The organism is Prescottella defluvii (genome assembly GCF_000738775.1).
Classification (GTDB): Bacteria; Actinomycetota; Actinomycetes; order Mycobacteriales; family Mycobacteriaceae; genus Prescottella; species Prescottella defluvii.
The window spans coordinates 131,014-142,900 of the sequence record NZ_JPOC01000009.1 but is presented as its reverse complement, the minus strand read 5'-3'; the positions used below and the strand labels follow the sequence as shown (position 1 = coordinate 142,900).

General features: G+C 67.7%; 15 protein-coding genes. 4 read left to right on the top strand and 11 right to left on the bottom strand.

Translation table 11 applies throughout. From position 1 onward, the window contains the following. The first annotated feature begins 221 nt into the window (after positions 1 to 221). The gene (locus tag IJ15_RS26340; protein ID WP_031937154.1) at positions 222 to 758 is read left to right on the top strand and encodes a DUF7691 family protein; all 537 of its coding nucleotides are present in this window, start codon (positions 222 to 224) and stop codon (positions 756 to 758) included. Positions 759 to 918: 160 nt separating this feature from the next. Here the strand turns inward: IJ15_RS26340 and IJ15_RS0104495 are convergent, their stop codons facing one another. After that, positions 919 to 1,080 (bottom strand): hypothetical protein, encoded by a 162-nt coding sequence (locus tag IJ15_RS0104495; RefSeq protein WP_156112018.1) that lies wholly within the window; start codon positions 1,078 to 1,080, stop codon positions 919 to 921. Positions 1,081 to 1,277: 197 nt separating this feature from the next. Next, entirely contained in the window at positions 1,278 to 1,937 is a 660-nt protein-coding gene (locus IJ15_RS0104490; protein WP_231569417.1) for a MarR family winged helix-turn-helix transcriptional regulator, read from the bottom strand. A 79-nt stretch (positions 1,938 to 2,016) separates the two neighbouring features. Between IJ15_RS0104490 and IJ15_RS0104485 the strand changes: the two genes are divergently transcribed. After that, on the top strand, positions 2,017 to 2,895 hold the full coding sequence (locus tag IJ15_RS0104485) for an alpha/beta fold hydrolase (protein ID WP_081880576.1): 879 nt from the start codon (positions 2,017 to 2,019) through the stop codon (positions 2,893 to 2,895). Between the two features lie 165 nt (positions 2,896 to 3,060). Here IJ15_RS0104485 and IJ15_RS0104480 read toward each other — a convergent pair whose 3' ends face one another. Beyond that, positions 3,061 to 3,351 (bottom strand): hypothetical protein, encoded by a 291-nt coding sequence (locus tag IJ15_RS0104480; protein ID WP_031937150.1) that lies wholly within the window; start codon positions 3,349 to 3,351, stop codon positions 3,061 to 3,063. A gap of 203 nt (positions 3,352 to 3,554) precedes the next feature. Between IJ15_RS0104480 and IJ15_RS0104475 the strand changes: the two genes are divergently transcribed. Then, positions 3,555 to 3,773 (top strand): hypothetical protein, encoded by a 219-nt coding sequence (locus IJ15_RS0104475; RefSeq protein WP_051918502.1) that lies wholly within the window; start codon positions 3,555 to 3,557, stop codon positions 3,771 to 3,773. Between the two features lie 102 nt (positions 3,774 to 3,875). Here IJ15_RS0104475 and IJ15_RS0104470 read toward each other — a convergent pair whose 3' ends face one another. Further along, on the bottom strand, positions 3,876 to 4,238 hold the full coding sequence (locus tag IJ15_RS0104470; RefSeq protein ID WP_156112017.1) for a hypothetical protein: 363 nt from the start codon (positions 4,236 to 4,238) through the stop codon (positions 3,876 to 3,878). A gap of 360 nt (positions 4,239 to 4,598) precedes the next feature. On the opposite strand from IJ15_RS0104470, the gene IJ15_RS0104465 reads away from it, so the two are divergent. Then, complete coding sequence (locus IJ15_RS0104465; RefSeq protein ID WP_031937147.1) at positions 4,599 to 5,000, top strand: hypothetical protein; 402 nt, start codon at positions 4,599 to 4,601, stop codon at positions 4,998 to 5,000. A gap of 14 nt (positions 5,001 to 5,014) precedes the next feature. Here the strand turns inward: IJ15_RS0104465 and IJ15_RS0104460 are convergent, their stop codons facing one another. The 7 genes from IJ15_RS0104460 to IJ15_RS0104430 all read right to left on the bottom strand — a co-directional run bounded on the left by IJ15_RS0104460 (position 5,015) and on the right by IJ15_RS0104430 (position 11,886). Continuing rightward, positions 5,015 to 6,226: a PucR family transcriptional regulator gene (locus tag IJ15_RS0104460; RefSeq protein WP_031937146.1), complete on the bottom strand. Its 1,212-nt coding sequence runs from the start codon at positions 6,224 to 6,226 to the stop codon at positions 5,015 to 5,017. Further along, on the bottom strand, positions 6,216 to 6,620 hold the full coding sequence (locus IJ15_RS0104455; RefSeq protein ID WP_031937145.1) for a hypothetical protein: 405 nt from the start codon (positions 6,618 to 6,620) through the stop codon (positions 6,216 to 6,218). Before IJ15_RS0104455 ends, IJ15_RS0104460 begins: the two co-directional genes overlap by 11 nt. Positions 6,621 to 6,824: 204 nt before the next feature. Further along, positions 6,825 to 7,859, bottom strand: a complete 1,035-nt coding sequence (locus tag IJ15_RS0104450) for an alpha/beta hydrolase (RefSeq protein WP_031937144.1) — start codon at positions 7,857 to 7,859, stop codon at positions 6,825 to 6,827. 272 nt (positions 7,860 to 8,131) lie between these two features. Beyond that, positions 8,132 to 9,061 (bottom strand): LLM class flavin-dependent oxidoreductase, encoded by a 930-nt coding sequence (locus IJ15_RS25225; protein WP_051918501.1) that lies wholly within the window; start codon positions 9,059 to 9,061, stop codon positions 8,132 to 8,134. Beyond that, positions 9,058 to 9,813, bottom strand: coding sequence for an ABC transporter ATP-binding protein (locus IJ15_RS0104440; RefSeq protein WP_031937142.1), 756 nt, complete (start codon positions 9,811 to 9,813; stop codon positions 9,058 to 9,060). Before IJ15_RS0104440 ends, IJ15_RS25225 begins: the two co-directional genes overlap by 4 nt. Before the next feature lie 7 nt (positions 9,814 to 9,820). Next, positions 9,821 to 10,858, bottom strand: a complete 1,038-nt coding sequence (locus IJ15_RS0104435) for a FecCD family ABC transporter permease (RefSeq protein WP_051918500.1) — start codon at positions 10,856 to 10,858, stop codon at positions 9,821 to 9,823. Next, positions 10,855 to 11,886, bottom strand: coding sequence for an ABC transporter substrate-binding protein (locus IJ15_RS0104430; protein WP_051918499.1), 1,032 nt, complete (start codon positions 11,884 to 11,886; stop codon positions 10,855 to 10,857). Before IJ15_RS0104430 ends, IJ15_RS0104435 begins: the two co-directional genes overlap by 4 nt. Position 11,887: the final 1 nt, after the last annotated feature.

The following is an 11,887-nucleotide window of genomic DNA, read 5'->3' as shown; positions in this document are numbered from 1 at the left end:
ACATTCAACGACGTCCTTCGCCTGACCTTCTACGTCACGCACTGACATCCCGAGAAGATCGGCGAGTTCATGACCGGCGTCGAACGGGTCGCCGAGGACATCGGGCTCCCGCTGCCGCTACCGGCCGAAACAACCAACCCGAAAGGGATCAGGCCGGCACATCAAAGGCGCGAAGGCGCGAGGCTAGTGCCGCGTCAGTGCCCGCCAGTATGGTGCGAAGTATGGGTAGTTTCATCAGCTTCGCGCTGGCCGACATCGCCAAAATCGAGGCCGCGTGCGGGTCGCGCGATGCCGAACTGTTCGCCCGGCTTGTCGAGGAGAACCGCGAAGACCTCGAGGCCGACCTCGAAGAGCGTGAGCCCGATGAGATCAGTCAACTCGAAGCGCTGCGAAGGCTGATATTCGGCGAGGACACCGGCAGCGACTGGAACGACACCTTCAACGAGGCATACGCCACGTTGGCCTCTGAGTTCGAATGTCGTTGGCTGGCGGATATCCGGCCCGGCTGGACGGAATGGATGGACGCGGAACTGAATGCCTTGAACGTCGATGCGGCCCGGCTCGAGTGGTTCCGGGAGTTCAGCCCGTGGACCAACGAGGACTGCCGACGGGTATGGGAGCAGTGGCAAGCGGTCATGTCGGAACAACATGCTTCGCTGAGCCCTCGGGCGGCCGAGCAGATCGGTGAGTGGATGGGATGGGTCGAGGAAGCCGCATCCACAACGAATCTCGGCATCCTCGGCGTCTCTTTCGAATGACCCTCCACGGCAACAAGAGTCAGTGTGCTCAACTCGGCTAGCCAGGGCCGGTCTCGCCAGGAGCTAGGACCTCGATTCTCAGTCCAACTTCTGGGGAGCAGTTCACGGTGCGGCGGGTGATATTCGTGGCGCGCTGGTCGGCGCCGGCGACGGACGCACTCTAGGGCGCAGGGACCATGGCCGATGCTGCCCCGTCGGGTACGACGTTGCCCGCCTCGACGCTCAGGACCGCACCGGTCCGCGCATCGAGGAGTGCAGACGCGGCAGTCGACGACGTCACCTGTTTCCGCTCGGCGTCCGAACATCCCTGCAGTGCAACCAAGTTCGGGACGTTAGTCTTCACCGTCGCCGCATCCACGGCAGCAACCCTCGAATCCGGTCCATCGTCGGCAGGAACGAACGCGAGAACCACTGCAGCCGCGCCGGCAGCGTGGATTCCGGGGCACTCCATCGGAGTCCGAGTTGGGCGCCATTCCGCATGCTGCGTGAGGGCATGCGGTGTGCGTCACGAGCGGGCTGTCACTGCAGCAGATCCTCTGCTACCTGTTCGATTCTGAGGACGCTGTCGAACAGTTCTTCGCCGATCGCCGCACGCAGTCGAGATTCGATGCCTTCAGCGAGGTCGTCGGCCTCCTCGATCGTCTTCGCGCCGAGCGCAGTCAGGCGGACCTCGATGAGCTTCTGGTGCATGGGTGAGGGCCGGCGGCTGATGAGGCCCTTGTTCTCGAGGGTAGAGAGCATCGTCGCCGTTGCCTGAGGGGTGCCCATCCCGGTTCGCGCGAGCTGAGCTGCGGAGGTCGGCTCGAGGTGCTTGACCGACAGCAGCGTCGAGTACTGCGGAACCGTGAGATCGAGCGGTCGCAGGGCGGCGGTTTTGGCATCGATGATCAGCCGCGCGATCCGTCGAATGTGAGTGCCGAGGCGGTCGTCGAGCACCTCGGACAGCGGGTTGCTGTCAACTTCCTCTGCCACCGGAATCTTCCCCCACCGCCACTGAATCTTCGACATCACAAGTTGTTGTGTTCTGCAGCCATTCTGCCATCGCCGCCGCTTCCGGCACGACACAGCTCCTGAGGCCCTGCACCGGACAGGGCCGGCTTCGCGGCCCTGCGCCCTCATGACCGCCACCTTACGAATCAAAATATGTTCATAAAACATACTGTTGCTCTGTAACAACATGTTGATACTGTGCTCGTGACGGTATGCCGAAGGCGCAGTTCGAGGGTGACTGCGTCGGCCATGGGAGGGAGAAGAACTGATGTCCACAACGATGGCGTCGCCGGTAGCGGAGATCACCTACGAGGGGAGCAAGAGGGAAGTCGTCACCGACAAGGGTGTCCTGCGGTACCACGAGGCCGGGGAAGGCCCTCCCCTGTTGCTGCTGCACGGATCCGGGATCGGGGTGAGCGGATGGCGCAACTACCGAGGGAATCTGGACGTCTTCGCCGAGCACTTCCACTGCTACGCGCTCGAGTTCCCCGGGTTCGGTGTCAGTGACCCGGTGAAGGGCCACCCGATGCGGGCCGCGACGGAGTCGGTGACGCGGTTCATGGACGCGCTCGGCATCGAATCTGCTGCGATCATTGGCAATTCGATGGGCGGGGTCGTCGGCGCGCAGGTGGCGATGCAGCATCCCGGCCGTGTCGAGAAGCTGATCACGATCGGTGGAATCGGGCCGAACATCTTCAGCCAGGCGCCGAGCGAGGGCACACGCCTGCTGCGGGACTTCGCCGATCAACCCAGTCGCGAGAAGTTGGTGCGGTGGCTCGAGTGCATGGTGCACGACCGTGCGGTGGTCACGGAGGAACGTATCGAAGAGCGTTGGGAGACAGCGAAGGATCCGGCGTCCCACAAGACGCTGGCCGCGATGTACGGCTCCGAGGCAGCCGATGCCCAGCAGCGGGCGCTCGAGAACTCCGACGCCCCGCCCTACTGGTCGATGATGCGCAAGGTTCAGTGCCCGACCCTGTTCACGTGGGGACTCGACGACAGGCAGTGCCCACCCGACATGCCACTCGTCCCGCTCCGACTGGCGCCCAACGCCGAGCTTCACATCTTCCCGAACTGCGGTCACTGGGTGATGATCGAGGCCAAGGACGCGTTCGAGCGAGTCGCACTCGAATTCCTGCGTCGCTGAGCGGTCGGGGCGTCGACATCGACCACCTGGTCGAGGTCGACGTATGCGTGATCGAACACCGGCGCCCGCCGGTTCACCGCACTGACCAACTCGCGGCAGGACTTCGAGACCCTGCGGACCGACGGCATCGAGATCGGCTTCCTCCGGGGCGACGCCCGGGACGTATCACATGTGGTCGGCGAATGTGTCCAGGAAGTTCTGGAATGCAGCCATTCCGGCGCCGAGCACCACGTAGGTGGTGAGGAAGGCTACGGCCGTGGGGCGAGCGCGCCGGTGAAGAAACCCGAGCGTTGCGGCAATCGCGATGCCCACGGCCAGAGGGAGCAGCAGGCACACCCAGTACATCGCGCCGGCCGACGGGTGCGGGTCGATTCCCCACACGTCGCGTAGCGCCCCGATGGCGAGCAGATTGAGCAGCAGTGCCGTCAGTGCCCCCGTCGCGATGCCGACCAGCATCGATGACCAGCTACCTATAGATGTCTCCCCCATCACGATGAGAAGACTAGCGCCGTCAGCGCGCGGACACCTGTCGACTGCCGCGCATCCCTGCCCGTATCGCGCCTACAGCCTCTCGGCCACCCCTCAGCATCGGTTCGAGCAAACCCCCGAGGTCGGGCTACACCTACGTGACCGCCACCACCGATCCAGATACTCCGGGAGTGACCCGCTTGGGGCCGGACATCGCTGTTCACGTCCACTGGCGAAACATCTCTACCGGCGCAACGGGTGTCGCATACCTCGACAGCCCCGACGGCACACTGGTCGAGACCGGTTCCGGGACGGTGGTCGCCGTGGCCACGGCGCCTGGTGGGGTCGACGGGATCAACTACCGGGTATGGGTCATCTCATCCGGCGCCGGCGCCTGGACGGTCCCCTGACCGACTCGTCAGGCGATCGGGCCCCGGAGCACGTTCACCGCGGTCCGGTGACGCGGCACCTCGGTCCACTGCATCTCCACGGTCGCGACGTCGGTGGGCCAGTCAGCGCGAGTACAGCTGAGTTTCCAGCCGTGAGTCTGCGTGGATCGCTTCCAGCCGCGCGAGGTCCGTGGACACTACGAGGGTGTCTTCCTCGTCGACGCCGGTGGCTGCACACCACGAACGATCCTCGGGCCACCAGAAGTTGGGTGTTCGCGCGACGAACGTGTGCTCGTCGATCACACGAGTCGCCGAGAGCACCACATACTCCCAACCCGCCGGGTCGCCGACCCGCGTGGCCCCGGTGATCTCCACATCCACGAACGTCCCCCATCCCGCCCACAGCAGGCCCATGTGTGCATCGTCCAGGTGCTCGTAGACGGCGCCGATCCATTCGGACGGAAGCGACCCAGCCTCTGGTCGCATGTCGAAGACGCCGTCAACGGTCTCGTCGGGCCCCTCCAAAGGACCCGACGTCGGAGAAGCTCATTCTCGGCTGCAACCGTGTGCCACGGGCGGCAGCGACCTGTGCCCACGACACCGGTATCGGTTCCCGGTCAGGGCTGTGCGACTGGTAGGCCGGATGCAGGATTCGCAGAACGTGTGGATACAGCTCCGCCAACCACCCACCCGAAGGCGCGTCGTACGGATACGGAAACGGCGCCAACCACGACACCGCACCGGCGTCGGCACAGCCCACCCAACCGAAGGACCGAGTCACCGGATCATCATGCCGTCTCGGGACGAGCGGGCCCGACCAGCCCCTGGCACTGACACACTCACCCCATGCGACCACGGACCTGCCTCGCCGCACTGCTGCTGCCGTTGGCCCTCACCTCCTGCGGCGACACAGAACCCGACCAACCCACCATCAAAATGGAGATCGCGGAAGACGAGCCGCCGGTATTCACACCCCCACCCACCGCACAGCTCCTCCCCAACCCCGACACCGGGGCACTCGCCCCCACCGACATCGAGAACGCCGTCCGCAGCCAAGCCGCCACAGACCTCACGACAAGCGGCGTCCCCGCCGCCATCGACGACGTCCAATGCCTAACCGGAGGACCACCACTGATCTACCCCGCAACCACCCTCTGCCACGCCACCAGCAACAGCCTCGACATGACACTCACCTACGGAATCGCCATCACCGACAACCAAGGCCACATCAGCATCATGCGCTGGTAACCCCGGCTCGGAAGTCAGAGCCCGAAGACCTCGAGGCATTCGAGCGCGAGTTCGAGTTTCTGCCGGCGGGCCAGGAGGTCGACGCCGAGGATCTCCTCGGCGCGCTGGATGCGGTAGCGGACGGTGTTCTTGTGGATCCCCAACCGCCGTGCCGCCGCCTCCTGGTTTCCGTTGCACGCCAGTACCGCCCGCATGGTGTCGCGCAGGCGCGCGGAGGCGGCTTCCTCGCCGAGGAGGCCGTCGAGTTCCCGCTCGACGAGCACCCGCATCGCGGGCGGATCCGCCGACATCATCGACACGACCTCGACGTCCGCGTACCGCGTCACCGGATCACGCCGCCTCCCGGCTTCCGCGACGCGCTGCGCGGCCTGCGCCTCACCGTGACTGCGCCGAAATCCTTCGATGCCGCGGGCGCCGCCGCCGACCGCGACCCGGACACCCGCCGGAATCGACTGTGGATCGACAGTCGGCGGACCCGCATCGGAATCATCGTCGGCGATCCACGACCACACACCGTGCGCGCCCGAGGGAACGGACAAGCTCCGCCGGGGCCCGGCGATTCGTGCCACGACACCGTCGAGTGACCCGGTGACCAGCGTCGGATCGTCGGCCCACACGACGACGGCCGTGTGCGCGAGGAGGAACGGATAGCCGAGGCGAGCCGAAGCCTGCTCGGCGTCCCCACCGCCGTCGAGGATCTCGCGGACGGTTGCCACACGGGATGCGAAGGCCCCCTGCAGAAGTCGCTCCCGCTCCTGCGAGTAGGTGGCCGCGAGCTCGTCCAGCATCGCGTTGAGCAGCTCGCTGGTCTGCGACCACATCGTGGCGAGCACCTCGAGCTTGAAGTCGGCGCCGAGATCCTCGTGGTGGAGAAACGCGGTGGCGAACGCGAGCATCGCGCGATGGCCGGCGTGATAGAGCTGCGACAGCACCCGCAGTTCCAGTCCTCGCTGCGCGACGGTGCGGGCCAGCCCGTGCGCCTCCTGCGACACCGGGGCGCCGGCCGGTCCGTCGGCCGAGAGCCGACTCGCATCGAGGAAGGCCGCCAGTTGGCTGCGCAGGGCCGCCCGCAGGTCTCGCTGCAGTTCGGCGTCGGAGGCGAGCTCGGGGACGTCGGCGGTGAACGACTCCTCGAGCCCCACCAAGAACGCGCCCAGGTCTTCCCGCGAGAGGGTCGTCGTGAGATAGCCCCGCAGCCACAACTCGGCATCCGCATCACCGCCCACGCGACCACCTCCCGGCCGTCTGCGGCGCACCGCCGGCACGGACCCCGAAGGCGATCCACGCCGCACCGAACAGCAGACAGCTGAACGGCAGCAGCAACACCGGGAGATGGCCCACCCCGCCCATCCCGATCACCATCACGCCGGCCAGCACGTACGGGCTCTGCTTCAGTGCATACAGCAGCGCAGCGGCACTGCCCAGCCACGCCAACCACCGCGACTGCGGCCAGATCTCGCTCGGGACGCCGAGCGCGACGGCCAGGGCCCCGGCGGGAAGGTTCATCCACACCATCTGCGCCTGCCAGAAGGACTCGTCGCTGTCACGCATCCAGCCCGTCGTCAGCATCCCGAACAGCAGACCCAGCGTCGACAACAGGATCGGCCGCTTCCACCCCATTCGCGCCTCCCCGTCCGAATCGTGCCCTCACCTTCGCATGTCGAAGTGTTCACCCAGGGCGGTTCTCCCCGGGCTGCAGGTGGATCGGACTGGCCGGCCGGTCCGTCGGCGACTCGGCGTGCAAGACCATCGTCCCGGCGCCGGAACCGCCGAGGGGACTGGCGCGTCAGGCGCCAGCCCCCCAGGATCATGCCGTTGGCGGTTTCAGATTCCCATCGAGCGTGCAATCGCGGGCCAGTGGTTGTGCAGGTCGTCCTGCCAGTAGGCCCACGAGTGGGTGCCACCGGGCTTGAACACGAACGTTGCCGGGATATTCAACTGCGCGAGTCGATTTGCGAGGTTGTGGGTGCAGTAGTTGGTCGCGGCTTCGATGACACCGCCGACGATGATCTGGTTGGCCAGCACCCCGACCTGGCCGTTGATCCCCGGTCCGTCCAGCGTCTCGTGGGGACCGGGCAGGCCGGAGCCGGTGGTGATGTAGAGGTCGGTGCCGCGCAGCTTTTCGGCGTTGGCGACCGGGTCGTTCGCGACCCAGCCGGGGCCGTCGAGCGGACCCCACATGTTGGTGACGTCGACGCCGCCGCGCGCCCCGGTCACGACCTGGATCGCGCTCTGACCGGCCCAGGTACTGGTCTCGGCGCAGCCGCTGTAGGAACCGACACTCTTGTAGAAGCCCGGCTTGGCGATGGCAAGGTTGAGCACCGACGTCGCGGTCATCGAGATCGCGGCGATCGACTGAACGCCGTTGGTGCCGAACTCCGCGTTGATGACTGGCGGGAGCTCCTCGAGCAGGAACGTCTGCCACTTCTGGCGACCGAGCTTCGAATCGTCCTTCTCCCAGTCGGTGTAGTAGCTGAAGGCACCTTCGAGTGGGGTGACGACGTTGACGTTCTCGTCCTTGAAGAAGTCCATGACGTCGGACTTGCGTTGCCAGGTAGCCGAATCCTCGCCACCACCAGCGCCGTTGAGCAGATACAGCGTCGGTCGGGGCGCGCTCCTGTCCGCGGGAAGGATGACCTCGAGAGGAATGTTGCGGTCCATCGACGGCGAGTACACCGAGATGGTGACCTTGCGGTCGGAGTTCTTCGTAGATTTCACCAGGTAGGCACCGGACGAAACGTCATAGGTGGCGGGTGTGCCGCTGTCTGCGTACGCCGTGGCCGGCACCGCGAGCAGTGAACCTGCCGACACGACCACCGCAACCGCCAGCACTCGGGCGCGCCCGACCTTCGAACTCATCACCTGACTGTCCTCCCCTGAATCGGAACATCCGCTCGAACGAAGATGCCACCGGGTCGTCCCCGGTATCGGGCCTCCCCATCGGCCGACATCAAACCGGCACAATACCGGCGTGACGACGGCGGATGTTCCGACCGGTGATACGAGAAGAAGAATTCACCCGCCGGTTCACCCACCGGTTCGTCGGCACTGCCGAACACACTCGTGCCGCAACGCCAGATCTCCCCGCCTGCCCGCACTCCGATGGACGACCTGAGCGCGAAGAGGGGCGGTCACCGCACCAGCGGGCGGACCCGTTCGGCGACGAGGGCGAGGCTCTGCGCCTCCACCTCGTACGGCACCGCGAGGGGCCGGGTGTGGATCAGCACGTGGTCGGCGTGGAGGAATCCGGGATCGTCGGACAGTCCCGCGGCGATCTGCTCCGGCGTCCCGACGGCCACTCCCCCCGTGGTGAGGTCCGGGCGCCGTCGGACCAGCCGTTCGTCGGCACGCAGCCGTGCGGCGAGAGCGGCGTCGGTGGTGGCGACGATCGGGCGCGACAGTGCCACGCGCGCATGGCTTCCGCAGCGTTTCCGGTACCGCCGGACGAGGTCCGCGACCCGCCGGTCCTCGGCGAGCGGGCCGTCGGGTCCCACCGAGCGGCGTCCGACGATGAGCCCGAGGTTGCGGCGCGCCGCCGCGTCCACGCCGTGTGCACTGCCGGTCGTCACCCAGGTGCGGGCCGGTAGTCCTCCCGCCGATGGGACCACCTCGTGACGGGCGGCGGCGTCACCGATGCCACCGCGTGCCGCGTCGAGGACGTCGTCGACGACGCGCCAGAACCGATCGTGCCGGTCGTCGTGGTCGAGGCCCCACGCCTGCGTGGCACGCGCCGACGACCCGCTCCCGAGTCCCAGTTGCAGGCGCCCACCCGACAGTGCGTCGACGACGGCGGCGTCCTCGACCAGTCGGCGCGGATCGTCGAATCCGGCGGCGATCGACGCGGTGCCCAGGTGGATGCGGGTGGTCTCCCGCGCCAACGCGCCCAGCAGCACGAGCGGGCTCGGCATCGCTCCTTGCTGGTCACCGAAGCGGTGCTGGGCGATCCAGAACGAGTCGTAGCCGGCCCCCTCCGCCACGCGTGCCAGCCCGATCGCGCGCTCGATGCTCTCCCGCGCCGACCGTCCGGAGTCCACGTGGGTGAGCACGCCCCAGCCGGTCACAGCACCACCACCATGGGGCTGCCGTCGCCGGGATGGTCCTGGATCTCGGCCCGCACCCCGTAGACCTCGTCGAGCAGCGCCGAGGTGACGATCTCCCGCGGTGTTCCGACGCCCCAGATCCGTCCGCGGTGCAGGACGGCGACCCGATCGCAGAACCGCGCGGCGAGCCCCAGGTCGTGCAACGCGACGACGGCGGTGCATCGTTGTGCCCGAACAACTCTCATGAGGGCGTACTGGTGGCGCACATCCAGGTGATTGGTGGGCTCGTCGAACATCAGGACGGACGGTTCCCCGGCCAGGGCCTGCGCGACCAGCACGCGCTGCCGTTCGCCGCCGGACAACGTCGCGAAGTCGTCGTCGGCCCGATCGGCCATGTCCACCGCGTCCAGTCCCGCGATCACCAGGTCGTGGTCGGTGGCGTCGTCGGCGTCGAACATCCCCTTGTGCGCGGCGCGGCCGAGGAGCACGACGTCGGCGACGGTGAGCGGGAAGTCCGCGGGGGTGTGCTGGGTGACGACGCCCGTGGTGCGGCCGAGCGTCCGCACGGGAGTCCGCCACACGTCCCGCCCGCCCAGCGTCACCGTCCCCGACACCGGTTTCAGGGCGCGGTACGCGGTCCGCAGCAGCGACGACTTGCCGCTCCCGTTCGGCCCGACGAGCGCGACGATCTCGCCCTCGTCGACGTCGAGCGTGACGTCGTCGACGAGCGTCCTGGTCCCGGCTCGCACGGTGACGTGGTCGAACTTCAGCACTCGCGCCTCATCTGGTCGTGGTGCGGCGCAGCAGCCACACGAAGTACGGGCCACCGACGAGTGCGGTGACGATGCCGACGGGGATCTCCTGGGGGATCATCACGGTGCGGGCCACCAGGTCGGCCGCGATCGCGAACCCCGCGCCGACGACGAGCGCCACCGGCAGCACCCGCCGGTGATCCGAGCCGACGAGCATCCGTGCGATGTGCGGGATCATCAGCCCGACGAATCCGACGACACCGCTGACCGCGACGAGCACACCGGTGAGGACCGCGCACAGCACGATCAGCCCGAACCGCATCCTCCGCACGTCGAGGCCGAGGGCGGTCGCGCTCTCGTCGCCGGCGAGCAGCACGTTGAGACTGCGCGCCAACGGCAGCAGTACGAGGCACGAAATCCCCAGCACCACAGCAGGAACAACCAGTTTGTCCCAGCGCACGCCGCCGAAGCCGCCGAGCGTCCACTGCAGTACCTGACCCGCGAGACTCTGGTCCGGGGACGTCAACACCATCAACGACGTCGACGCGCCCAGGACCGACGACACCGCGGTGCCGGCGAGCACCAACCGTGTCGGCTCGAGGGCTCCGCGCCCCCGCGCGACGAGTAGGACCACGAGCATCGCAGCGAGCGCACCGAGGAACGCCGCGATCGGCATCGCCACGGCCTGCGGCCCGAGGCCGAACCGCAGCACCGCGACGGCGCCGACCGCCGCACCGGCAGACACCCCGAGGATCCCCGGATCGGCCAGCGGATTGCGCACGACGGCCTGCATGGTGGTGCCCACCAACGCCAGACCGGCACCCACCACGCCGGCCAGGATCACGCGGGGCAGTCGTGCGTCCGCGATGATCAGGTCCTGCGCGCGGGTCCAGTCCGGCGTGATCCAGTCCGGCCCGAGGATCCGGTGTCCGATGATCCGCCACGCGGTCGAGGCGTCGACGCCGACCGAGCCGACGAGGATGCCCGCGGTGGCGACGACGACGAGCACCGCCGTCGCCACCAGCAGAACGATCCGGAATCTGGCGCGCTGCGCCTGGCCGATCACTCGAAGGCGGTGGGATGGAACTGACGAGCCAGATGTTCGACCCCGTCGATCGAGTACGGTCCCGGCTGCAACTGAGACAGGGTGATGGTCGCGAAGGCCTGGTCCCGGACCGCCGGGGTCGCCGCGATCACCGGAACTCCGTTCAGGTCGGCGATCTTCTGCGCGACCGACGGTGACTGGTACTGCGGCGTCGTCCCCTCCTCGCGCACGAGGATCACGTCGGGCGCACGCTCGGCGACCTGCTCCCACGACACGCTCATCCAACGTTCCGGGACGTCCGCGAAGACGTTGGTGCCGCCGGCCGCCTCGATCAACGCGGTGGCCATGCTGTTGCCGCCGGTGGTCGACGCCTTGTCCGTGCCCGAGGCGTACAGGAACACCTTGATCGGCTGCTCGCCGCCGACGCGGTCACGGACGGTGTCGAGTCGCGCGCGCAGTGCCGCGACCGAGGTCGCGGCCCGCTCCGGCACCCGGAAGATGCCGCCGATCGTGGTGATCTCGGCGAAGATGTCCTCGATCTCGACCGGGCCCTGCGCGCAGCCCTCCGGGTTCAGATGCGTCTTGACGTCGACCTGCGCGAGTTGTTCGCGGGTGTGGCCGTTCTTCTCGCTGAATCCGTCCGGGTAGCCGGAGTACACGAAGTCGGGGGCGACGTCGATGAGCTGTTCCATCGTGGGCTGCTCCGATGACAGGATCGGCACCTCGGCATACGCGGCGGCGTAGTCCGGGGCGATCTCCCGGCCGCGCAGGTAGGCGGTGCCGACCATGCGATCCTCGAGCCCCAGTTCCAGCATCGTCTCGGTGGCGTTGGACGTGAGCGTCACCGCCTTCGACGGTGTCCGGTCGTGCTGTGTCGTGATGCCACAGTTGGCGGCGTCGACGTAGGCGGCCTCGCCGCTCGCGGAGGCGGTTTCGCCGGACACCGCCTGCCCGCACGCGGTGACGGTGGTGGCGAGACCGGCCGCGCAGAGGGCCGTCAGCAGACGTCGGTATCGGGAGCGCGCAGGCAGATGGGCGAAGAAGGGCACG